General features: G+C 56.5%; 23 protein-coding genes. 14 read left to right on the top strand and 9 right to left on the bottom strand.

What is annotated here, in order from left to right; translation table 11 throughout:
* Positions 1–30: 30 nt before the first annotated feature.
* The 7 genes from typA (at position 31) to QMG40_RS10470 (ending at position 9,339) form a co-directional block, all read left to right on the top strand.
* On the top strand, positions 31–1,947 hold the full coding sequence (gene typA, locus QMG40_RS10500; protein WP_283530999.1) for a translational GTPase TypA: 1,917 nt from the start codon (positions 31–33) through the stop codon (positions 1,945–1,947).
* A gap of 253 nt (positions 1,948–2,200) precedes the next feature.
* A complete protein-coding gene (locus QMG40_RS10495) occupies positions 2,201–3,838 on the top strand; it encodes a peptide ABC transporter substrate-binding protein (RefSeq protein WP_283530998.1) in 1,638 nt (545 codons plus the stop codon).
* A 206-nt stretch (positions 3,839–4,044) separates the two neighbouring features.
* The gene (locus QMG40_RS10490; protein ID WP_283530997.1) at positions 4,045–4,971 is read left to right on the top strand and encodes an ABC transporter permease; all 927 of its coding nucleotides are present in this window, start codon (positions 4,045–4,047) and stop codon (positions 4,969–4,971) included.
* Positions 4,964–5,977 (top strand): ABC transporter permease, encoded by a 1,014-nt coding sequence (locus QMG40_RS10485; RefSeq protein ID WP_283530996.1) that lies wholly within the window; start codon positions 4,964–4,966, stop codon positions 5,975–5,977. The genes QMG40_RS10490 and QMG40_RS10485 overlap by 8 nt, the downstream gene beginning before the upstream one ends.
* Before the next feature lie 4 nt (positions 5,978–5,981).
* Positions 5,982–7,742, top strand: a complete 1,761-nt coding sequence (locus QMG40_RS10480; RefSeq protein WP_283530995.1) for a dipeptide ABC transporter ATP-binding protein — start codon at positions 5,982–5,984, stop codon at positions 7,740–7,742.
* Between the two features lie 182 nt (positions 7,743–7,924).
* Positions 7,925–8,866 (top strand): PIG-L family deacetylase, encoded by a 942-nt coding sequence (locus QMG40_RS10475; protein WP_283530994.1) that lies wholly within the window; start codon positions 7,925–7,927, stop codon positions 8,864–8,866.
* The gene (locus tag QMG40_RS10470; protein WP_283530993.1) at positions 8,863–9,339 is read left to right on the top strand and encodes a hypothetical protein; all 477 of its coding nucleotides are present in this window, start codon (positions 8,863–8,865) and stop codon (positions 9,337–9,339) included. Before QMG40_RS10475 ends, QMG40_RS10470 begins: the two co-directional genes overlap by 4 nt.
* A 115-nt stretch (positions 9,340–9,454) precedes the next feature.
* Here QMG40_RS10470 and QMG40_RS10465 read toward each other — a convergent pair whose 3' ends face one another.
* On the bottom strand, positions 9,455–9,682 hold the full coding sequence (locus tag QMG40_RS10465) for a hypothetical protein (RefSeq protein WP_283530992.1): 228 nt from the start codon (positions 9,680–9,682) through the stop codon (positions 9,455–9,457).
* Positions 9,683–9,789: 107 nt separating this feature from the next.
* Here QMG40_RS10465 and fdxA point away from each other — a divergent pair, with 107 nt between their 5' ends.
* The 6 genes from fdxA (at position 9,790) to QMG40_RS10435 (ending at position 14,604) form a co-directional block, all read left to right on the top strand.
* On the top strand, positions 9,790–10,113 hold the full coding sequence (fdxA, locus tag QMG40_RS10460) for a ferredoxin (protein ID WP_283530991.1): 324 nt from the start codon (positions 9,790–9,792) through the stop codon (positions 10,111–10,113).
* Between the two features lie 10 nt (positions 10,114–10,123).
* Positions 10,124–11,323, top strand: coding sequence for a succinyldiaminopimelate transaminase (gene dapC, locus QMG40_RS10455; RefSeq protein WP_283530990.1), 1,200 nt, complete (start codon positions 10,124–10,126; stop codon positions 11,321–11,323).
* A gap of 221 nt (positions 11,324–11,544) precedes the next feature.
* Entirely contained in the window at positions 11,545–12,828 is a 1,284-nt protein-coding gene (locus tag QMG40_RS10450; protein WP_283530989.1) for a citrate synthase, read from the top strand.
* 108 nt (positions 12,829–12,936) lie between these two features.
* Positions 12,937–13,122 (top strand): hypothetical protein, encoded by a 186-nt coding sequence (locus QMG40_RS10445; RefSeq protein ID WP_283530988.1) that lies wholly within the window; start codon positions 12,937–12,939, stop codon positions 13,120–13,122.
* Positions 13,123–13,177: 55 nt separating this feature from the next.
* Entirely contained in the window at positions 13,178–13,798 is a 621-nt protein-coding gene (locus tag QMG40_RS10440; RefSeq protein WP_283530987.1) for a TetR/AcrR family transcriptional regulator, read from the top strand.
* A 248-nt stretch (positions 13,799–14,046) separates the two neighbouring features.
* A complete protein-coding gene (locus QMG40_RS10435; RefSeq protein WP_343318206.1) occupies positions 14,047–14,604 on the top strand; it encodes a hypothetical protein in 558 nt (185 codons plus the stop codon).
* Between the two features lie 22 nt (positions 14,605–14,626).
* Here the strand turns inward: QMG40_RS10435 and QMG40_RS10430 are convergent, their stop codons facing one another.
* The 6 genes from QMG40_RS10430 to QMG40_RS10405 form a co-directional block, all read right to left on the bottom strand.
* On the bottom strand, positions 14,627–15,544 hold the full coding sequence (locus QMG40_RS10430; RefSeq protein WP_283530985.1) for a hypothetical protein: 918 nt from the start codon (positions 15,542–15,544) through the stop codon (positions 14,627–14,629).
* Positions 15,545–15,610: 66 nt separating this feature from the next.
* Positions 15,611–16,597, bottom strand: coding sequence for a 2,3,4,5-tetrahydropyridine-2,6-dicarboxylate N-succinyltransferase (gene dapD / locus QMG40_RS10425; protein WP_283530984.1), 987 nt, complete (start codon positions 16,595–16,597; stop codon positions 15,611–15,613).
* A 30-nt stretch (positions 16,598–16,627) separates the two neighbouring features.
* The gene (locus QMG40_RS10420; protein ID WP_283530983.1) at positions 16,628–18,199 is read right to left on the bottom strand and encodes a molybdopterin-dependent oxidoreductase; all 1,572 of its coding nucleotides are present in this window, start codon (positions 18,197–18,199) and stop codon (positions 16,628–16,630) included.
* Positions 18,200–18,341: 142 nt separating this feature from the next.
* Positions 18,342–19,178 (bottom strand): anti-sigma factor, encoded by an 837-nt coding sequence (locus tag QMG40_RS10415; protein ID WP_283530982.1) that lies wholly within the window; start codon positions 19,176–19,178, stop codon positions 18,342–18,344.
* Positions 19,178–19,759 carry an ECF RNA polymerase sigma factor SigK gene (gene sigK, locus QMG40_RS10410; RefSeq protein ID WP_283531197.1) on the bottom strand — a complete coding sequence of 194 codons (582 nt, stop codon included), beginning with the start codon at positions 19,757–19,759 and terminating at the stop codon, positions 19,178–19,180. The genes QMG40_RS10415 and sigK overlap by 1 nt, the downstream gene beginning before the upstream one ends.
* Positions 19,760–19,833: 74 nt before the next feature.
* Entirely contained in the window at positions 19,834–20,514 is a 681-nt protein-coding gene (locus tag QMG40_RS10405; RefSeq protein WP_283530981.1) for a fasciclin domain-containing protein, read from the bottom strand.
* Positions 20,515–20,685: 171 nt separating this feature from the next.
* Between QMG40_RS10405 and dapE the strand changes: the two genes are divergently transcribed.
* Entirely contained in the window at positions 20,686–21,831 is a 1,146-nt protein-coding gene (gene dapE / locus QMG40_RS10400; RefSeq protein WP_283530980.1) for a succinyl-diaminopimelate desuccinylase, read from the top strand.
* Between the two features lie 86 nt (positions 21,832–21,917).
* Here dapE and QMG40_RS10395 read toward each other — a convergent pair whose 3' ends face one another.
* Positions 21,918–22,760 (bottom strand): amino acid ABC transporter permease, encoded by an 843-nt coding sequence (locus QMG40_RS10395; protein ID WP_283530979.1) that lies wholly within the window; start codon positions 22,758–22,760, stop codon positions 21,918–21,920.
* Positions 22,757–23,407, bottom strand: a complete 651-nt coding sequence (locus QMG40_RS10390; protein WP_283530978.1) for an amino acid ABC transporter permease — start codon at positions 23,405–23,407, stop codon at positions 22,757–22,759. The genes QMG40_RS10395 and QMG40_RS10390 overlap by 4 nt, the downstream gene beginning before the upstream one ends.
* Positions 23,408–23,409: the final 2 nt, after the last annotated feature.

Here is a 23,409-nt window from a genome sequence, read left to right as displayed (position 1 = left end):
GCCGGGCCCAACTGAAACGAGTCTTCATCCATGAGCGATCTTTCTCTCAACACAGCCTCGCGCAATGACCTGCGCAACGTCGCCATTGTGGCGCACGTTGACCATGGCAAGACCACACTGGTCGACGCCATGCTCAAGCAAACGCACTCATTCGCCGAACACGGCAATGTTGCTGAGCGCGTCATGGACTCCGGTGACTTGGAGCGCGAAAAGGGCATCACCATCTTGGCCAAGAACACCACGGTTGCCTACAACGGCCCGTCAGCCAACGGTGAAATCATGACCATCAACGTCATTGACACGCCCGGCCACGCCGACTTCGGTGGCGAAGTTGAGCGTGGACTGTCCATGGTTGACGGTGTTGTTCTGCTCGTGGATGCCTCTGAGGGACCGCTGCCGCAGACCCGCTTTGTGCTGCGTAAGGCACTGGCCGCGAAGCTTCCCGTAATTTTGTTGGTCAACAAGACAGACCGCCCCGATGCTCGCATCGATGAAGTTGTTGCGGAGTCCATGGACCTGCTGCTGGGCCTCGCCTCTGACATGGTTGATGAAGTTCCAGACCTTGACCTCGACGCCGTTCTGAATGTTCCGGTTGTTTACGCATCCGGCAAACTGGGCCGCGCCTCCTTGAATCAGCCCGAAAACGGTGCCGCCCCTGACTGTGACAATCTTGAGCCGCTGTTCAAGACCATCATCGAGCACATCCCCGCACCCACCTACAACCCGGAAGGTGTCCTGCAGGCGCACGTCACCAACCTTGACGCTTCCCCCTTCCTGGGCCGCTTGGCTCTTCTGCGTATCTTCAACGGCACCCTGCGCAAGGGCCAGACCGTTGCCTGGGCGCGTGCCGATGGCACCATCAAGCCCGTCAAGATCACCGAACTACTGGCAACCCAGGCGCTGACCCGTGTGCCTGCGGAGTCTGCTGGCCCCGGCGAGATCGTGGCCGTTGCCGGTATTGAAGACATCACCATTGGTGAGACCCTGACCGATCTGGAAAACCCGCAGCCGCTGCCGCTAATCACGGTTGACCCGCCGGCTATCTCCATGACCATCGGTATCAACACTTCACCGCTGGCCGGACGGGTAAAGGGCGCCAAAGTCACTGCCCGCCAGGTCAAGGATCGCCTTGACAAGGAACTGATCGGCAACGTTTCCTTGAAGGTTTTCCCGACCGCGCGTCCAGATGCTTGGGAAGTTCAGGGCCGTGGCGAATTGGCTCTGTCCATCCTCGTTGAGCAGATGCGTCGCGAAGGCTTCGAGTTGACCGTGGGCAAGCCGCAGGTTGTGACCATTCAGGTTGACGGCAAGACCCACGAGCCGATGGACCACATGACCATCGACGTACCCGAAGAGTACTTGGGCGGCGTCACTCAGCTCATGGCAGCTCGCAAGGGCCGCATGGTTAACATGGCCAACCACGGCACCGGCTGGTGCCGTATGGAATTCATCGTTCCGGCCCGTGGCCTGATCGGGTTCCGCACCCGCTTCATGACAGATACCCGCGGTGCCGGTATCGCTTCCTCGCTGGCCGAGGGCTACGAGCAGTGGCACGGCTCCATCGAATACCGCAATAACGGTTCCATCGTGGCTGACCGCTCAGGGGTTGTCACCCCGTTCGCGATGATCAAACTCCAGGAACGCATGAACTTCTTCGTGCAGCCCACGTCGGAGGTTTACGAAGGCATGATCGTTGGCGAGAACTCCCGTTCCGATGACATGGACGTGAACATCACCAAGGAGAAGCAGCTCACCAACATGCGTGCAGCCTCCTCGGACACCTTCGAGAACATGACCCCGCCGCGCAACCTGACCCTTGAAGAATCCCTCGAATTCGCTCGCGAAGACGAGTGCGTTGAGGTTACCCCGGAAGCAATCCGCATCCGGAAACTCATCTTGGACGCCGGTGACCGCGCCAAGGCGTTCCGCGCCCGCGCCAAGTCATAGCCTCACCCGTGTAAACGGTTTTATTGCTCCCCTATAAGAGTCCGTCCCGGTAGAAACCGGGGCGGACTCTTGTGTCTAAAGTCTCATCTCGGTAAAGATCTTCCCAAAATGTGCCCTGGCTTACTTGCAAGTAATATTTCATGACTAAGATTGTGGGGTATGAGTTGGAACACTGCGGGGTTCGATGGCGAACCTGAAATGTATGCGGTTTTCATGATTCCACTCGAAACCATTAGAAAATCAAGGAGGCGGAATGCGTTTCACACGCACTTCCAAGGCACTGGGAATCGTAGCCGTTTTGGCTATGTCCCTCACGGCATGTGGCGGCGGCGCAGGTGACGGTGGCAGCAATGCCGGCGGCGATACCAGCAAGGTTATTACAGCTAACAGCACCGAGCCTGGCAACGGGCTGCTCCCCGCCAACACCAACGAAGTTGGTGGCGGACGAGTTATGGACCTGCTTTTCTCTGGCTTGGTCAGCTATGACGTTAAGGGTCAGATCGTTAATGAGATCGCAGACTCCATCGAGACTAAAGATTCTCAGAACTACACCATCAAAATCAAGACTGATAAGAAGTTCAGCGACGGTACCCCGGTAACGGCCAAGAACTTTGTTGACGCTTGGAACTTCGGTGCGGCTGCTAAGAACGCTCAGTTGAACAGCTACTTCTTCGAGTCCATCAAGGGCTACGACAAGGTCAGCGCAGAAGGCGCTACCGAAGAAACCATGGAAGGCTTGAAGGTTGTTGATGACAGCACCTTCACAGTCGAGCTGAACCAGCCTGAATCTGACTTCCCCTTGCGTCTTGGCTACACGGCGTTCTACCCGCTGCCCGAGTCTGCTTATGCAGATACCGCGGCCTTCGGCGAGAACCCTGTTGGAACCGGCCCCTACAAGTTGGCTGAAGGCGGCTGGAAGCATGACGTCAGCATCGCATTGGTGCCTAACGAGAACTATGACGGACCGCGCAAGGCTAAAAATGGTGGCGTGACGTTCTCAATCTTCACTAACTTTGATGCTGCGTACACCAGCGTTCAGTCTGACACGTTGGATGTCCTGGACCAGGTTCCGCCGAGCAGCCTGCCGAACTTCAAGCAGGACTTTGAAGGCCGCTTCGTTAACCAGCCTTACGCTGGTAACGCAACAATGGTCATCCCGAGCTACCTTCCTGAATTTGAAGGTGAAGCCGGCATTCTGCGCCGTCAGGCAATCTCCATGGCCATTGATCGCCAGCAGATCATCGACAAGATCTTCTACGGTAACAAGAAGGTTGCCACGGAGTTCACCTCACCCGTTTTGGATGGTTATGAAGCCGCTCTGAAGGGCAGCGATGTCCTGAAGTTTGATGCTGCCAAGGCCAAGGAACTGTGGCAGAAGGCTGACGCCATTACTCCCTGGCCCGCAGATAAGGTCTTCACCGTTACCTCCAACGTGGACGGTGCCGGTAACAAGGAATACATCACGGCTATGGCCAACCAGATTGCCACGAACTTGGGCATCAAGGCTGAGCTCAACCCCGTCACCTCCTTCAAGGAGATGCGTGCCCTGGTGAACTCCAAGAAGCTGACCGGTGCATCACGTGCCGGCTGGCAGGCAGATTACCCGTCACTGTTCAACTTCCTTGGCCCGCTGTACGCCACCGGAGCTGGTTCAAACGATGGTAACTACTCCAACAAGGCATTTGATGACAAGTTGGCTGAAGGCCTGGCCGCAACAAGCGTTGAAGACGGTAACAAGATCTTCAACGAAGCCCAGGAAATCCTGCTCAAGGACCTGCCGGTTGTACCCCTGTGGTACCAGGCTGTTCAGGGCGTATGGAGCAACAACGTCAACAATGTAGAGTTCGGCTGGAACGGCGTTCCCCTGTACTACAATGTGACCGCCAAGTAATTTAGTAATTACTGCCGCGGCGTAACAATGGGGACCCGGCCTTTGGGCCGGGGCCCCATTGTGTTTGCGCGAGAAAGAAGGAAGTATGTTCCATCCGTGCAGATCATTGCGGTGGATCCCGCTCGGTACCCTGTACCGACCACTATCCGAACAGGTAATATAATGAACGTTTTGCTAACTGAATGCTGGCGAGAGGTGACACTTCAATGCTGATGTTCACTTTCCGCCGCTTCCTGCAGCTGATTCCAGTCTTTTTTGGCGCCACTTTGTTGGTGTATTTTCTTGTTTTCGCAACACCTGGGGACCCTATTGCGGCGCTCTCAGGTGGCAAGCCCATGGCCCCGGCCGTGGAAGCTGCCTTGCGTGCCCAGTACAACCTTGACCAACCATTTTGGGTGCAATATGGCCTTTATTTGAAAAATCTTGTAACACTTAACCTTGGTCAAACTTTCTCCGGTCAGGAGGTTGCGGCAGTTATTGGCCGTGCCTATCCCGTCACGGCACGTCTGGCCATCATGGCTCTGGCATTCGAAGCAATCTTTGGCGTATTTTTTGGTGTCATTGCCGGTCTTCGCAAGGGCAAGCTGTTTGACAGCACCGTCCTTGTAGCTTCCTTGGTTGTTATTGCGGTGCCCACCTTTGTTTTGGGCTTCGTCCTGCAGCTGGTAATTGGTGTCCAACTCGGTTGGGCCCGTCCCACCGTGACAGGTACCGCGCCGTGGAACGAACTGGTCTTGCCGGCCTTGGTCCTAGGCCTAGTTTCATTGGCCTACGTCATCCGCCTAACCCGGGCATCCGTCAGTGAAAACATGAATGCTGACTACGTCCGTACGGCCACTGCAAAAGGTCTTAGCCGACGTCGTGTGGTTGTGGTTCATATTTTGCGCAACTCGCTGATCCCGGTGGTCACCTTCCTAGGTGCCGACTTGGGTGGGCTCATGGGTGGCGCCATTGTCACCGAGGGAATCTTCAACGTCCCCGGTGTTGGTAACCTTCTCTATCAAGCCATCTTGAAGGGCGAAAGTGCAACGGTGGTTGCCGTCGTTGGCGTCCTAGTCATCGTGTTCGTCGTGGCCAACCTCGTTGTGGACCTTCTGTATGCGCTGCTCGACCCAAGGATTCGTTATGTCTGAGAACCTGACTCCCGATAAAGACCCCACGAAGCGGGCCGTTGACGCCCCACGCCAGGGTAAAATCTCCCACCGTGTCATTGAACATTATGTTGCCCCGTTGGAGGAAACTCCATTAGCAGCCATTGACAATGTCGATGAAACTGCTGCTCCGTTAAGCCTCTGGGCGGACGCCTGGCGGAATTTGCGTAAGCAGCCGCTATTTCTTATTTCCTCCATTTTGATCCTGTTGGTACTTGTTGTGGCGTTCTTCCCACAACTTTTTGTTCAAGTTTCACCTACCGACTGCACCTTGGCTAATTCGTCAGAGCCAGCCAGATCAGGGCATCCCCTTGGGTTTACCCTGCAGGGTTGTGATGTTTACTCACGCATGATCTACGGCACCCGAGCATCCTTGATGGTTGGTGTTTTCACCACCATTGGTGTGCTGATCATCGGTGGAATCATGGGCGCTTTGGCTGGCTTCTATGGTGGCTGGTTGGACATGATCCTGGCGCGACTTGGTGATATCTTCTTCGCACTGCCATTGATCTTGGGTGCCATTGTTATCAACCAGTTGCCATCCTTCCGTGATAACCGGAGTGTGTGGACAGTAGTTGTGGCTCTGGTGCTCTTTGGGTGGCCCCAAATTGCTCGTATTACCCGTGGGGCTGTGTTGGAGAACCGCAATGCGGACTTCGTCACGGCAGCCAGGGCATTGGGTCTGTCCCGTTTCAAGGCGTTGATGCGTCACGTACTTCCAAACTCGCTGGCACCAATTATTGTGGTTGCCAGTATTTCCTTGGGCACGTTCATCGTGGCCGAGGCAACACTGTCGTTCCTTAGTTTGGGTCTGCCGCCATCCACCATGTCGTGGGGCAATGATATTGCTTCGGCGCAGCCCCAGGTGCGCAACAACCCCGGAGTACTGCTCTGGCCAGCTGTTGCACTCTCGATCACGGTTTTGAGCTTCATCATGCTCGGCGATGCCTTGCGTGATGCACTTGATCCTAAAGCAAGGAAGCGGTGAGCATATGTCAGCCAATGACGAGGGCATGAACGTGAAACGTTCCGCCAAAGAAACCGATGTCCCCTTGCTTGAAATCAAGGATCTGGCCATCACTTTTGAAACTGCCAATGGTCCCGTACATGCGGTACGCAAGGCAGATCTGACGATCATGCCCGGTGAGACTGTGGCCATTGTGGGCGAGTCAGGCTCCGGTAAATCGACTACGGCGCTGGCAGCGATTGGTTTGCTGCCCAGCAATGGCCGGGTGAGTGGCGGTCAAATCATCTTTGATGGTGAGGACATCACCAAAGCCAGCTCGAAGCGGATCGTTGAACTCCGCGGAAGCTCCATTGGTATGGTGCCTCAGGATCCCATGTCCAACCTGAACCCAGTGTGGAAAATTGGTTTTCAGGTTAAGGAAACACTGCAAGCCAATGGTTTGGCTGGGGCCGATTCCAAGGCACGGGTAGCAGAGGTGCTCACCGAGGCCGGATTGCCTGACGCCGAAGCTCGAGCAAAGCAGTACCCGCACGAGTTTTCCGGCGGTATGCGTCAGCGGGCCTTGATCGCCATTGGCCTGGCGTGCCGTCCGCGACTGCTCATTGCCGATGAGCCTACATCCGCCTTGGATGTTACGGTGCAGCGGCAGATTCTGGACCACCTGGACCGGATGACAAGTGAGTTGGGCACGGCCGTGCTACTTATTACACACGATCTCGGTCTTGCCGCGGAGCGTGCAGAAAAGCTTGTGGTCATGTACAAGGGGCAGGTGGTTGAATCGGGTCCCGCATTGGAAATCCTTCGCAACCCGCAGCACCCGTACACGCAGCGTCTGGTTAACTCCGCGCCGTCATTGGCGTCACGGCGACTGCAGTCGCAGAAGGCAAAGGACGCACTGGCAGCGGCCGCAGAGGATCTCGGCACCCCGGTTGAACCCGCCGGGCACGTGACGTCGTCCTTGAAAAAGGCGGAGCCGATCCAGGCTGACACGTCAGGAGATTCGTTCCTGGAGATTAAAAACCTCACAAAGGTCTTTAAGCTCCGTGGGGCCCTGGGTAAGTCAACTGACTTCAAGGCCGTCGACAACGTTTCATTGAGCGTTAAGCGCGGCACCACCATGGCGATCGTGGGGGAGTCGGGCTCGGGAAAGTCAACGGTGGCGCAGATGGCTTTGAGCCTGCTGGCACCCACCGAGGGCAAGATCTTGTTCGAAGGCGTAGAGGTCAATAGCCTCAAGGGCAAGGACCTGTTTAACTTCCGTCGGCGTGTGCAGCCCATCTTCCAGGACCCTTATGGCTCATTGGACCCGATGTTCAACATCTATCGGACCATTGAAGAGCCGCTAAAGATCCACAAAGTTGGTAATGCCAAGTCGCGGGAGAAGAAAGTTCGCGAGCTGTTGGAACAGGTGTCGATGCCGACCTCGGCTATGAATCGATACCCGAACGAGCTCTCTGGTGGACAGCGTCAGCGCATTGCCATTGCGCGGGCTCTGGCGCTGAATCCGGATGTGATCATCTGCGACGAGGCCGTCTCGGCGTTGGATGTTCTGGTCCAGGCTCAGGTGCTTAACCTGCTGAACGAACTGCAGGAAGAGCTGGGCCTGACCTACTTGTTTATTACCCACGACTTGGCGGTAGTGCGCCAGATCGCGGACCATGTCACAGTGATGCAGACGGGCCGTGTGGTGGAGGCTTCTTCCACTGACGAGGTCTTCAACAACCCCAAGCAGCGCTACACGCAGGACCTGCTCAACGCTATTCCGGGCGCTTCGCTCCTAGTGTAAAGCTGACAGGAAATTTGCATGGCCAAGGCCGGCACACTCATGGAATTAGTTCCGGGGGTGCCGGCCTTAGCTGTTGAATAAACTATTGCCCAGCTGCGGGGGCCAGTTCCGTTACCCAGTAACGGGAGTACCTGCGGGAGGCCAGTTGCAGCTGACCCTCGCGCGGCGGGTAGATTGGTGCCATGGAAACACCCGCATTGTTGCCCGGTATGACCCCAAACACCACAGCACTTTTTGTCCATGCACACCCGGATGACGAGACCATTGTCACCGGTGGAACTATGGCCGCAGCGGCAGCCCAAGGTGTCAATGTTGTGTTGGTGACGTGCACGCGAGGAGAGCTGGGGGAGGTTATTCCGGCTGAGTTGGCTCATCTGGAAGTTAAGCCGGCGTTCCTCAGCGAGGATATGTACGACGCCGGACACCCCCTTAGGGATGCCCCCCTGCCAGGTGCGGGGTTGGCTAGCGTAAGAGAGCAGGAGTTGGCGGCTGCTCTGGCCGCGTTGGGTGTTAGCGAGCATATCTGGTTGGGGCAAGGACTCACGGCACCAGCCGGAGGCGAGGTGACCTTCCGCGACTCTGGCATGGCGTGGGGCCAAGATGGCCGAGCCACTGCGGCCACCACAGTCTTGCCAGGGTCCCTCTCCCGCGCACCCTTTGAGGAGACCGCGGAACTCTTGGCAGCGGCCATCCGGGCTCTGCGGCCCCAGAGCGTCATTAGTTATGCCGCTGACGGAGGTTACGGTCATCCCGACCATGTCCGGGCACACCAGCTCACCATGGCAGCACTGCGGATTGCTGCCGTTCCGGTGCCCAGCCCCGCAGTTGGTGCTGGCGCTTCTGCCGCAGCCGGGACAGCTGCCGGTACTTTGGGATGGGTGGTGCCTCATGTCTATGCCATTGTCAGTGATCGGCCGGAGCGCCCGCACGAGGATGGTGTTGTGCGGTTGGCAGTTGCGGGCAATCTTTGCGCCAAAACTGCGGCCATGAAGGCCCACCGGACCCAAATCACCGTGGACCGGCAGCGCTATGCACTCTCAGATAATGTGTGGAAAGACATCGCCGCCGTGGAAGAATTTGTCGCTGTGGATCCCGCGCTGATTTATGGGCAGGAAAAAGCATGAACGTGCCGGTGAATTTTCCGGGCAAGCAGAACCCCGTGCAGGGCCCTCCGGTGGAAAACCCCCAGCAGGGCACCTCACGTTTCTCATTCCCCGCGCCGCGACGCCTGGCAGTGATTTCAGCCGCGGTTGGTGCCGGAGTGGGTGCCGGGTTACTGGGGACTTCACTGCACGGACACGCCTGGTTCCCGGATGGGCCACACAGCGCCATTCCTTACGGCGCCGTCCTTGCTTTGCTTCTGCTCGCGGCAGTGAGCCTGTTCGTGGGGCTATGGAGCAAAAGCTCGTGGATAGTCATCTGTTGCGGAGGCGCTGCCTACGCCACAGCAGGACTTCTGTCTTTGCAGTTGGGTTCGTTTGGCATGATCTTTAACAACACCCAGGGCTCGGTTTGGCTGTACGGCATAGCGGTGGTTACACCGCTGGTCGCCTGGCTCACCTGGATACTGATACGGGGCGGCACAACCAGGCGGTAAAGTGCGCGGCCGTGCAAAAAGGGTGGTGCATAAAGGGCGTGAAGCGGGCCTGCAGCCATCCGTTCAGCAGGGTTTAGCCATGCACGCCTGTCTGGCTTATGCACGCCTGTCTGGCTTATGCACGCCTGTCTCGCCGAGGCGGTGGCGGTGGCACAGACTTGGCGAGCTGGACGTCGTCGAACATTATTCTCAGTGGCCCGGAACGAGTGGTGATGGTAACGCCGTGGTCATCGCGGTCGCTGAGATCGCCTAATGCGTCGGTGAGCGAGCCGTCAATCCGGTAGCGGACAACCATTCGGGTGCCCAGGGGAAGCTGCGCGAGTCTCTCATTTGCACTGTTCACCACTTCATCCTAAGTCTCGTGGATGTGCAGCGACGGCGGTGGTGATGGATAATGAACAGACCGGTCCGATCTGTGCCGGTTGAAAACTTGTAAGGAAGGTTGGGTACGTGACGTACGTAATTGCGCAACCGTGCGTGGATGTCAAGGACAAGGCATGTGTCGAGGAGTGCCCCGTTGACTGTATCTACGAAGGTGAACGCTCGCTCTATATCCACCCCGACGAGTGCGTTGACTGTGGTGCCTGTGAACCGGTATGTCCCGTGGAAGCGATCTACTACGAGGATGACACCCCTGACGAGTGGGCCGAGTACTACAAGGCAAATGTCGAGTTCTTTGACGTGCTGGGCTCCCCGGGCGGTGCTGCGAAGGTAGGAAATACGCACACCGATCACCCGCTGATTGCAGCACTTCCGCCACAGAACCAGGACTGAGCCGCACCCGATGACGAAGGTCCCGCAGAGCACCTCCAACGCACCCTCAAATGAGCCCAGCCAGCCCAATGAGCCTGTGCGGCCGTTGGGCCTGCAGCTGCCAGATTATCCCTGGGATGCGTTGGCACCCTATCTGGCTACTGCGGCGAAGCATCCTGACGGGGTGGTGAACCTGTCAATCGGCACTCCCGTGGACCCCACCCCAGATCTGATTCAGGATGCGCTGCGGGCTGCTGCGGATGCGCCGGGTTATCCAACAACGCATGGCACGCTGGCTTTGCGTCAGGCTGTTGTTGACTGGTTTGCGCGGCGCCGTAACGTCCCAGATCTTGATCCGGTGAATGTCATGCCAACTGTGGGTTCCAAGGAGCTGGTAGCGTGGCTGCCGCTGCTGCTGGGTCTGGGCGAGGATGACGTTATTATGCGGCCAACAGTTGCCTACCCCACCTATGACATGGGGGCGGTATTTGCCGGTGCCACCTCTGTGGCCGCCGATTCCCTTGATGAGCTGGACGCGGAGACCCGCGCAAAGGTGCGGTTGGTGTGGGTGAATTCTCCGGGCAACCCCACAGGAATTGTCCGCGGTGTGCAAGAACTTCGCACGCTCGTTGAGCAGGCCCGGTCCATCGGAGCTGTTGTGGCTTCCGATGAATGCTATGGCGAGCTTGGCTGGGGACCGTGGGATCCTGAAAATGGTGGCGAAGCAGTGCCTTGCGTGCTGGATCCGCGGGTTAGTGGCGGCTCACATGAGGGCCTGCTTGCTATTTACTCATTGAGTAAACAATCCAATATGGCCGGTTACCGGGCAGCATTTGTTGCCGGGGATAGCGCACTGGTGGCCAATCTCGTCAACAGCCGCAAACATGCAGGAATGATAGTTCCGCGTCCGGTTCAGGACGCTATGACTGTGGCGCTGGCCAATGACAGCCACGTCAGGATCCAGAAAGCGCTTTATCGCAAGCGTCGTGAACAGCTTGTTTCGGCTTTGGAAACGTTTGGGCTCACAATCCACCACTCAGAGGCTGGCCTTTATCTATGGTGCACAGCGGGCGAGGACACCTGGAGAACCATTGGCCGGCTCGCTGAACGAGGAATTCTGGCAGGTCCGGGCACCTTCTACGGTGAAGCAGGAAACGGATTTATCCGGGTGGCACTGACAGGTACTGACGAACGCATTGCGGCGGCCGCAAGCCGTCTCAGCGCAAAATAGACCCATTTTGATGGCCCGTACGGCACAATCGGCCACAGGATTAGTGTTGAAGGGCTACTAAGCGGTAGTTTCGTAGGTAGCCGTCTACGCCACCCGACTCTTAATATACTGAGTTTCATGGTTTTCTTGGGGATTGACTCAACGTGAGCAGGTGCCTGCGGACGGACATTAGCATTGAACTAACGAAGGCCTTTCGCAGGCTACCTCATGAAGGGGACTCCATGACTGATTCCACGAGCGCATCACTGCGCTACGACGGCGGAGAACTAGAACTTCCGCGACTCGAAGCAGTAGAAGGCAACAACGGCTTTGACGTTTCCAAGCTTTTGGCAACCACCGGCTCTGTTGCCTATGACCCCGGCTTTGTTAACACGGCAGCAACCTCCTCCGCCATTACTTTCATTGACGGTGACAAGGGCATCCTGCGCTACCGCGGCTACCCCATCGAAGAACTGGCAGAGCACTCAAGCTTCCTGGAAGTCTCCTTCCTGCTGATCTACGGGAACCTGCCCACGGCAGCAGAGCTGGACGCCTTCGATCAGCGCATCCGTCGGCACACCATGCTCAATGAAGACCTCAAAGGCTTCTTCAACGGCTTCCCGCGTGACGCGCACCCCATGCCGGTTCTGTCATCTGCTGTCTCGGCGCTGTCCACGTTCTACCAGGACTCACTGGACCCCTTTGATGACGAGCAGGTTGAGATGGCAACCATCCGCCTCATGGCCAAGATGCCCGTCATTGCCGCCTACGCGCACAAGAAGTCCATCGGCCAGCCCATGCTGTACCCGGACAACTCCATGAACCTGGTGGAAAACTACCTGCGCTTGAGCTTCGGTGTTCCCACGGAGCAGTATGAGATGGACCCGGTAGTGGTCAAGGCTCTTGACCTGCTGTTGATCCTGCATGCGGATCATGAACAGAACTGTTCCACCTCCACCGTCCGCTTGGTGGGCAGCGCGAACACCAACATGTTCGCCTCCGTATCTGCAGGCATCAACGCCCTCTTCGGCCCGCTGCATGGTGGCGCCAATGAAGCCGTGCTTAACATGCTCCGTCAGATTCAGGAAAGCGGAGAACCTGTTGAGAAATTTGTTGAGCGGGTCAAGAACAAAGAAGAGGGGGTCAAGCTTATGGGCTTCGGCCACCGCGTCTACAAGAATTATGATCCCCGCGCCAAGATCGTCAAGGCAACGGCCCATGAAATTCTGGAGAAGCTCGGCGGTAACGACGAACTCCTGGACATTGCCATGCGCTTGGAAGAGGTTGCGCTGACGGATGAGTACTTCATCTCCCGCAAGCTCTACCCGAACGTGGACTTCTACACGGGACTGATCTACAAGGCCATGGGCTTCCCTGAGAAGATGTTCACTGTCTTATTCGCCATTGGCAGGCTGCCGGGCTGGATTGCCCAGTGGCGCGAAATGATGAAGGATCCCCAAACAAAAATCGGCCGCCCGCGCCAGTTGTACACGGGTGAGCCGGAGCGCATGTACCCTTCGCGCTAAAGAGTTAAGTACAGCGGCGGCGGGCGGCTTTCCCTTGGAAAGTCTCCCGCCGCTTTTCTCATGAAAAGTCCTGCCCCATATTCCTGTAAAAAGTTAGAGAAGTAAAAAATGTTGAAGTTGCTGCTGCACACCTTTTCCATGGCTTTTCCCATTGTTGTTGTGGTGCTGGGAGTGTTATTGCTGGTTGGCAAGAGCGTGTTCTTGCCGTTCTTTATTGGCTCCCTTGTCATCATGTTAGTTTTGTTAGTGCTGCTGTACTTGGATAAAAAGAAGGACCGTATAGCAGGGCATTAGGAATGTTACGCTCAGATATTGAGCAATCATGAAACATCTGTGCTAAAAAAGATGTGTGCCTAAAATTGTGGATGCCGATGATCGCCGTGAGCTTGTTGCAGATGCCGTATTTGACGTTATTGCTGAGCGTGGGCTGACACAGGCCTCGTTGCGTAACGTGGCGCAGAGCGCAAAATTGGCACTGGGATCAGTGCGGCATTATTTTCAGAGCCAAGCCGAATTAATGGTGTTTGCTTTTAGCGTGAATTCGGAGCGAATCCATTTACGCGCCTTGGAAAAATTGGAAGCCCTGGAACAAGACCCGCTACCCACAAGCGCTGACGGTGTGATTGAAAAGTGTGCAGTGGTTTTGGAAGAACTTTTGCCCCTCGATGAGTCACGGCGCGCTGACGCTGTTGTGCGTATGGAGTTCATGCTCGACGCCCGTACCAATACGAACCTCGCTGATGCCGCACGGGACGACTACAGAGCAACCGGCGCTGTGGTGGGCCGCGTGCTGCTGGCGTTGTTTCAAAGCCCACTAGCCGCCCAATCCCTGGTGCCTGTCAATGAGGCGGAGCGATTGATTGGTCTCTTGGATGGTTTGAGCCTGCGCATGGTTCTGCAGCCGGCCTGGACAGCCCCGGAACAAGGCAGGGCAACTTTGCGACGCCACTTACACACTTTGCTGGCGTAACCCACCAAACCGACGCTCGCTCACTTTATGCTCACTTTTGGCCAACGCTCGCTCACCTAGGTGAGCGAGCGTTGGCCAAAAGTGAGCATAAAGTGAGCGAGCGTCTAGGTGGGCGATGCCGAGTCGACGTGTTCAGAGTAAGCTGGTGCGTAGGATCGCCGCGCCTGTTCTGCGGCTGGCTGGAGGCGGGAACTATGCACCACACCGGAGGTCCAGGCTGGCGGATTACCATGGATACATGCCCGCCAATGCTGATGGCACTTTACCTGCGCGATGCGGCCGGACTGGTAGGTGCAGGAACTCCTGCTTTGTCCCACGTGGTGCCTCCTGTGAAAGCCGCGGACCACAGCATGCTCACAGCGGATGTGGGCGGCTCAGAGGCATTACGTGACCAGTGGGAATTTTGGTGGAGAACAATCTTGCACAATTTCGCCGAGAAACAAGAGAATTTCTCCCCTCCGGATTTTCCTGAACTGGCTGGAATGCCCGCCCTCCAACGAGTGGCTCATGCACACTACGGGGCCGCATTGAACTGGTCCCGCGAGCAGTCAAAACAATATTCATTGATGGCAACTGCGCGTGAAACACACGGCGGGCACAAGATTCTTGCCGATTTGGTTCACAACCGTGAAATGGAACTGGGCCGAAGTGCCAGGGATTTCACCTTAGCTATTGTTGAAATTCCGCTTTCTGAACCGCGCGCCTGGTTCATTGAGCCCAACCGTTTGATCATGAGCTCTAATTTACTTGATGACCAAGAAGTGTTTGTCAGTTACGTTCAGCCGGTGGTGGAGATGCTTGTGTGAAGGCGCTTGGCAACAAGCTGCATCATGCGCTTGGAACAGCGGCCAAGATGATTCTCAGCTGTCCTTGAACAGTTGACTTTCCGGCTTGCCAGCCCATGTTGCGGCCCTCGGCGTTGGCATCACGATTCCATGTGTGATCTGCATAACTGACTTCGATAATACCCAGCTGGTTGGCGTTGGCCAGTGCCCAATGAGCCATCATCCAGCCATAGGCATCGGGGACACTAAACTCCAGCTGTGAACCTTGTGCCGTTGTTCCCGGCTTGGCGGGCACTGTCTCTGAGGTTCCTGTGGTGTAAGTAATAGTGGCCAACGGGCCCAACGCCGCTTGCGCAGCCGCACCCACGGTTTCCGGCGCACTGCCGGAGGTGGCCGGCGGCAACGTGCAGTTAAGCCCCTGCGGCATTTGCCCTGTCAATGCGGAGGCGAAAGCGCGTGAAAGGGATTCATGCTGGGCGTATGCGTGAGGGAAACCAGAGCGCTGCACAATTTGAGCTGCATCGTTGATAGGCAGATCCACGTAGTTGGGTACTTGTGCCAGGACATCGTAAAAAGCATTGGCGGAATAAACAGGATCCATGATTTGCTCCACGCTGCCCCAATCCTGAGATGGACGTTGTTGGAACAATCCCACTGAGTCCAGATCACCGTAGGGAATATTGCGCAGTTTTGACTCCTGCATGGTGGTGGCCAAAGCAATGGATGCTGCACGCGCAGGCATGCCCCTTTGCACCGCCAGGTTGGAGATCAAGGCCGCATTTTCGGTTTGGTCCAGCGCCAGGCTGTAGCTGTTTTCACCGACTGTGGCCTGGCATCCCAGCGACAGGCCGGGGGCTAAGGCACCGCTGAACGTGTTGGCTAGCCAAATTCCACTGCCAATGAGCAGACCGGAAGTGAGGCCCAAAACGGTGAGCCAACCAAAAGCGGCCCGACTCCTCATTCTTTACCGCCAAAAATTCTGCCGCCACAGAGTGGAGCCAGGGGCATGTGAGGGGTGTTTAGTGGATTAGTTGGCATGCAGACTGTCGTTGAGTTCAATAGCGGAACCGTTGCGCGGTAGCACCTCGACACCACCCGAGGTGGAGTTGCGCCGGAAGAGCAGGTTGGGCACACCTGAAAGCTCACTGGCTTTAACAATCACAGTTGTGTCTTCGCCATCTGCGTTCTTGGCTCCGGCGAGACGAACCCGGGTGCCGGCTGTGACGTAGAGGCCAGCCTCCACCACGCAATCATCGCCAATGCTGATGCCTACACCGGAGTTGGCGCCAAGCAGGACCCGCTCACCAAGGACAATTCGCTGCCTGCCGCCGCCGGACAGGGTGCCCATGATTGAGGCGCCGCCGCCAACATCGGTACCGTTGCCAACAACCACCCCGGCAGAAATGCGGCCTTCAACCATAGAGATACCTAGTGTGCCGGCATTGAAGTTTACAAAACCTTCATGCATAACTGTTGTGCCCTCCGCCAGATGAGCTCCAAGGCGGACCCTATCTGCATCGCCAACCCGGACACCCGTGGGGATCACGTAATCAAGCATTCGAGGGAACTTGTCCACGGAATAAACCGTCACCGCTCCCCGCAGGCGAAGCTTGGCGCGGGTGAGCTCAAAGTTGGGCACCGGGGCTGGACCAAAATTGGTCCAGACAACATTGCTGAGTTTGCCGAAGATTCCTTCAAGGTTAATGCTGTTCGGCGCCACCAGTCTGTGGGAGAGCAGATGCAGTCGAAGATAGGCGTCAACTGCATCTGCCGGTTCGGCGTCGAGATTAATTTGGGCAAAGAGAACATTTTGGTGCACGTCGCGGTCGGTGTCCGTCCCTGACGCAGCCAATGCAGTCAGCTCCGGGCTAGCTTCGGGGACGTTGCCCAAGGAGTCTGCGCCGACACCTAGTTTGGGCGCGGGAAACCAAACATCCAAAACATCGCCTGAGTTGGCAATGGTGGCGATCCCAAAGCCATTAGCGGTGCGGTTATTCGCAGTTGTGTCAGTCATGGTTGTAGTTTACAGCCAGTAGACCCAGGGCTAGATAACCGTGAAAGTCATTGAATGCCAGCCACTGGAACCGTTCGGTGCAGGCGGAGCCTTGTCTTCAATTTGGAGGACATTGTCGGTGTCGTAGGCGCGCACGGTGACCTTGTGGGTACCTGATTGTGCCCCATCCCAAATAAATGACCATTGGCGCCAGGTATCTACAGATGCTTCGCTAGCCAATTCCGCTAGCTGCCAATCTCCACCGTCGAGTTGGACCTCAACTTTGGAGATGCCCTTGGTTTGGGCCCAAGCGCTACCACCAATGACAACCTTGCCAGCCTCGACCCTGCTTAGTGCGCGTGGCACTTCTACACGCGATGAAGTTTTGATGGGTCCGTGCGAGGTCCAGCCGCGTGAGGTCCAGTAACCTTCCTTTTCCGCGAACGTTGTCACTTCAAGGTCAACCACCCATTTCGTGGCTGAAACATAGCCGTAAAGGCCAGGGACAACCATACGAACGGGGAAACCATGCTCCAAGGGAAGCGGTTCATCATTCATGCCCACAGCAAGTATGGCGTTACGGTCGTCCTGCAGCACTGGCAGGGGAGTAGAGGCGCTGAAGCCGTCACTGCTGGTAGAGAGCACCATGTCAGCACCAGCCTTTGGCTTGGCCCGTGCCAGAACTTCACGCAACGGGTAGCCCAGCCATTTAGCATTTCCGACAAGATTGCCACCCACCACATTGGAAACGCACGTCAACGTGGTCCAGCTTTCAACAAGCTCAGAGGCCAACAGTTCATCAAACCCAATGGTGAATTCCTCCTCGACCATCCCATGGACTCGAAGTGCCCACGTTGAGGGGTCAAGTTCTGGCACCACCAAGGCTGTATCGATCCGGTAGAAATCAGCGTTTGGCGTCACAAACGAGCTGATACCCTCCACGGGGGCCTGAACACCGTCAGGCAATGCTGCCGCTTTGGTCTTGGGAGCCGGGAGTTTAAGCGCTTCCCGGATCGTTCTGGCCTTATTACGGGCATTACCAAGAACTGTGCCGCCAAAGCCCGCCACGAGGGCTACTGCCGCAAGCGCACCAGACTTTAGAAAAAATGATCGGCGACTTGGGGTGTGGACCGTCGGTTTATCCACTTCGACCTGGGCTGTGGTGGTAGCTGTGGGTGTTAGAAAACGGAGCGAAAGTATACCGGCCGTGGTTCCGACCAAGAGGGGGAAGAGGTCAAGGACGCCGGCGCCGGAACGCGTGATGACGCTCAGGCCCAAAACAACGGCGAACACCAGAACCATGATGTAGCCAACCCGCAGGTTCTTCCGGGCCACCACACCGGCAGCGGCAGCTAGCAGCGCTGCAACAATGCCCATTGAGATTAGCAACACCAATTTATCATTAGTGCCAAAAGTGGCAATAGCAAAATCTTTCAGCCAACCTGGGGTGAAATCAATAAAGGTGGAACCCAAAGATGTCAGGGGTGCCGAGACTGGCGAGAAAAACGCCGCCAACAGCTGAGCCACACCGAACAAAATACCTGCGGAAATAACACCCGCAAGTCCTCCGTGGAGAAGTGACTGTGCGGAAGATTGATTCAACGACATGCTTCTTTTGCCCATGTCGGGCTCCTTAGAACGCTTGATTGTCTACCGCCGGTTTAGCCGGTAGAAGTACTTATGGGTACTTCGGAACGAAAAGCCCATTGGATTGCTCCAATGGGCTTTTCTTTTCCTAAAACAGTGGTGAACGCAGCTACCCGGCCTAGATGGCTTGGACCAAAATTGGGGTGGTAGTGGGAGCCGGAGATCCACCAGCAGGTTCTACAGTGATGCCCACGTGGGTGGCTCCGGCCAGAGATCCGTTCAAGACCTGCATGCCAGGCACCGCCGGATCATCGCTAGTCATCAGTCCTGCAGGTACTGCACCAGCAGCTGAAATGAACCATAGTTCATAGGTTTTATCTGCTGGCAATGCAGGTACCCCCTGAACCATCACGGCTGCTTTGTCAGCTTTACTGGACGAGGCCACTGTCACGGACCCGCTATCTCCGAGGGCAGTCCTGGCGATTTTCGCATCCGGGGAGCTAACAATACTCAGCATGGCTTCTTGTTGAGCAGCGGAAGCCGCTTGCTGTTGCTGGAGAGTAAGGAGTTCCTGGGCTAATTCTTGTTGGTTGGAATTTTGGCCTACAGCCCATCCGCCAACACCAACACCGGCAAATACGGCAAGCGCTGCTGCCGCGCTGAGTGCTGGAACCCACCGCTTGTTTTGTGCCCTGTTTTGCTCGCCAGTAGGGCGATGGCCCGCGGCTCTGTTACGTGAGCCAACGCCAGTGGCCGAGGAAATATCACGAACAACGGATGTGGCGGGTACTTGAGGGGTGTTTCGAATAGCGGCCATCAGGTTTATCTTCAAAGCAGCAGGCGGTGCTTCTTCGGCTGTGTTGAAAGCAAGCAAAGCCGCAGTCTCGCTCAGACTCCTAACCTCTGCAGATGTTTCTGGGTTGCTGAGGGCGTAGCGTTCAAACTCTTTGCGCTCTTCCGGTTCCAAGGCATTAAGGGCGTAGGAGCTGGTGAGCAAATGTAATTGATTTTCCATCACGGCACTCCTAACGTGTCCCTGAGTTTTATCATTCCGTCACGAATTCTGGTTTTAACTGTGCCAACTGGCACATCCAGCAGCTTAGCCACTTCTTGGTGGGTATACCCACCGTAGTACGCCAAGCTGATAGATTCCTGCTGCGCTTTTGTCAGGGTTGCTAGTGCTTTCTGCACACGGGCGGCTTCCATTTTCGTTTCGACTGTGTCAGCGACATCGTCGTAACTTTCCTGGTATTCCTTGATGCCTTCGCGAAGGTCCCTATCGCTACTGGCTTGACTAGCCCTGACTTTGTCAACGGCCTTTCGGTGAGCGATGACGAGAATCCATGACATCGCTTTGCCTTTGTCGGCATCAAACCTTGCTGCCTGAGTCCAAATATCCAAAAAAACTTCTTGGGTAACTTCCTGACTCTGTGCCTGGTCTCGTAGGACTTTACGAACAAGACCAAAAACACGGGGTGAAACAGCATCGTAGAGTGTTTCGAAAGCCGCCTCGTCGCCAAGGGCGACGAGGCGGATCAGGTCTTCGTGGCTTGGCGGTGCCAAGGTATCCACAGACCGTAACCAAGGTAAACGCATGGTGTCTACTTTGTCACGGTCTGTGTCCACGAACCCGGTTCCTTCAAAGCGTGTTGCGATTTGTTCCGATACTGCTACTTCTTGGCCGGCGGCATCAGGACGGTGTCGATCAGGTAAACCGTGGCGTTGGCTGTCTTTACGCCACCGCAGATGACCTTGGAGTCGTTGACCATGATGTTGTCGCCACTGCCGGTGACCTTCAGAGTGCTGCCCTCAGCTGTTTCGTGCTCTCCGTCAATATCACTCGGGGCGATCTGGCCGGGGACTACGTGGTAAGTAAGGATGGAGGTCAGCGCGGCTGAATCTGTCTTCAAGCCGTCGATGGTCTCTGCCGGGATCTTTGCGAAGGCGTCATCAACGGGGGCGAAGACTGTGAATTCGCCGGAGTTCAGGGTGTCAACCAAGTTGACGTCCTTATTGAGTTCTCCTGAAACAGCTGCTGTCAGCGTCTTCAGCAAGGGGTTGTTGGAAGCTGCTGTTGTTACAGGATCGGCGGCCATGCCGGCAACTGAACCTGCACCCTCGGGAACTGCCGCAGCGTATGCTGCGCAACCTGCGCCAACCAGTTCGGTGTCCATTGCATCCATGGTTGACATGGGTGCTTCGCTGGTTGCTGCCGGAGCATCCATTGATTCGCTGGGGCTGGCAGTTGTTGTTCCGCCGCTGCAAGAGGTGATGCCCAGTGCGGTGATGGCCAGGAGGCCAAGGCCAAGGCTCATGCTCTTACGATTTCCAAGCTTAAAGGTGGTGTTCATGATGATTCTCCATAGTGTGAAGCGGAAGGATTCCGGTTTGTTTCCCAATTCCGTTGCCGCGATGCTCTGCTTCGGTGGGCTTACAAAAGGTACTTCGGAGCAAAGGTTGGAACGGATTGGAATGAAAGTAAAAAACTTTTTTGGCCGGGTCCACCCCGCTAAACTCAACCCATGAGCAACTCTGGAAACCGAGCAGGAAATAGTAATGCTGTGGCTGATGAACACGGCGCTGTGGAGCGCGACGCCGGACTGGATTTAGGCGGGGACGTCGCCGCCCTGGCAGCCGCTTTGATGGATATCCAGAGTGTGTCCGGCAATGAGCGCACGCTCGCGGACGCAGTCGAGGCGGCATTGGTGCCATTGGGGCATCTGTCAGTAACTCGCAATGGAGATGCGGTGGTGGCTAGGACCTCACTGGGCCGTAGTGAGAGAGTCATTCTGGCCGGCCACCTAGATACTGTGCCGTTGCCGAGCGTAGCCGGAGCGCGTGGCACAGTTCCCAGTTCCTGGGAAGGTGAGGTGCTGTACGGCCGGGGAGCAACCGATATGAAAGGTGGTGTGGCGGTGCAGCTGGCTCTGGCAGCAGCACTGCTTGAGCCGAGCAAGGACCTGACGTTTATCTTTTACGATCACGAAGAAGTTGCTGCCAGCAAAAGTGGCTTGGGCCGCTTGGTACGTGAAAACCGTGAGCTGCTCGATGCCGATTTTGGCATCCTACTTGAACCGACAAACGGCACCGTTGAAGGTGGCTGTAACGGCACTATCCGGTTCGAGGCCGTTACCCGGGGGCTGGCGGCACACTCGGCCCGGGCTTGGATGGGGGAGAACGCCATTCATGGTGCAGCACCCATTCTGGAACGGCTGGCGAGCTACAGTCCTGCCACGGTCACGGTGGATTCTCTTGATTACCGGGAGTCCCTCAACGCCGTGAAGATCCGCGGAGGAACGGCCGGCAATGTGATCCCGGATGAATGCGTTGTGGAAATAAACTACCGTTTTGCCCCTGATAAGACCCCGGCGCAAGCCGAGGCGCACATTCGCCAGCTGATGGAGGGCTTCGACCTGCTCTGCACAGACTCTTCAGCAGGGGCCAGACCAGGGCTGAATGCCCCAGCTGCCGCCACCTTTGTGTCGGCCGTGGGTAAAACTCCCAAGCCTAAATATGGTTGGACAGACGTTGCCCGGCTCAGTGAGATGGGGATTCCAGCCGTGAACTTTGGCCCGGGGGATCCCTTGCTGGCCCACAGCGATGATGAGCACGTGCACGCCGCGGACATCCGGGAGTGCCTTGCCGCGCTGATGCGCTGGCTGGCTTAGCCCCAGCGAAGGGTGAGGTAAGAGCAGAAAGTAAAGTGCCGGCGTCGTTCTTTGAAGAACGACGCCGGCACTTTAGTTGGGCAGCTTTAGCCTGCTACGCCAACCTTGGCCTTGATAACCTTCACGCGTGAAGACATCTTGGATTCCACCAGCTTGGCCACACCTGAGAGGATCAGACAGATACCCACGTACGTGACAGCGGCGACCATGAGACCTGGAACCACGGGGGATCCATACTGAATCTGGGATCCTAGGGAATTCGCGTAGAACAAGATCTCCTCGTACAGGATGAGGAATCCCAAGGCGGTGTCCTTCATGATGACCACCAGCTGGGAAATGATCACAGGCAGCATGGCCCGGACGGCCTGCGGCAGCAAGATAGTGCGCATCACCTGGCCCTTGGACAAACCAATGGCATAACCGGCCTCTTGCTGGCCCTTGGGCAGCGATTCAATGCCTGCACGGAACACTTCGGCCAAGACAGAACCGTTGTACAGGATCAAACCGACCACAACACCCATGAACGGTGTAATGCCCTTGATTCCGGCAGAGGACAGGCCGTAGTACATGATCATCATGAGAATCAGTAGCGGAACAGCACGGAAAAGCTCCGTGAACCAGTAGCAGGGCCGACTGACCCATTTAGAGTCAGCCAGTCGGCCAAAGGCGAGCACGATTCCCAAGATGAGGCTGCCGACGGCGGCAACACCGAAAGCACTCAGCGTTGCGCCGATGGCCTTAAGGAAATTCTCCTGAACGAGCGGGAACGTAAAGATTTCCCACTTCTTGGCCGTGAACTGCCCGCTTTCATAAAAGCGGAAGAGTATGAACGCGACAATGCCCACCACCACGATTAATGTGAAGACGTTCATGAAGGCGTAACGTGTGCGGGCTTTGGGGCCGGGAACGTCAAAAAGAACTGAACTCATCGCGCAACCCTCCACTTCTTTTCGAGGTAGCTTTGCAGCGGAGTCAAGACGCCAAGGACCATCACCACAAAGATCAAAGCAACCCATAGCAGACCAGGCAGCAGGGGCTCTCCACGTTCACTAAGGTACGCGCGAATAGCGCCGGACTCGAAGACGGAGAAACCGGCCGCAACCGTTGTGTTTTTCAACAGGGCGATAAAAACACTAAAGAGCGGCGGAACCACTGAGCGGAAAGCCTGCGGGAGCACTATCAACGTCAACGTTTGCATGAACGGTAGGCCAATGGCGCGAGCGGCCTCGGACTGACCTACGGATACGGTGTTGATGCCGGACCGGATCGCTTCGCAAACATAGGTTGCGGTGTAGAGCGAGAGCCCAACGATGGCGGCCGTCATGAAATCGATGGAGGGCAGTCCTAATTTAGGGTAGCCGAGGGCGAAGAACGCCAGGATCAGTGTAAGTGGCGTGTTGCGGACAGCGTTGACGTAAAGCGTCCCGGCGGCACGCATAGCCGGTGCCGGGGAGACTCGCATACCGGCCACAATGGTGCCCAAAATCAAGGCAAAGAACGCAGAGATGACAAACAGAATCCCCGTGTTCTTGAAACCAGTGAGAAACAAGTCACTGTTATCAATGAGTACATTCACAG

The sequence above is a fragment of the Arthrobacter antibioticus genome (assembly GCF_030063205.1).
Lineage (GTDB): Bacteria > Actinomycetota > Actinomycetes > Actinomycetales > Micrococcaceae > Specibacter.
This window is presented reverse-complemented; position numbering and strand designations above follow the sequence as displayed.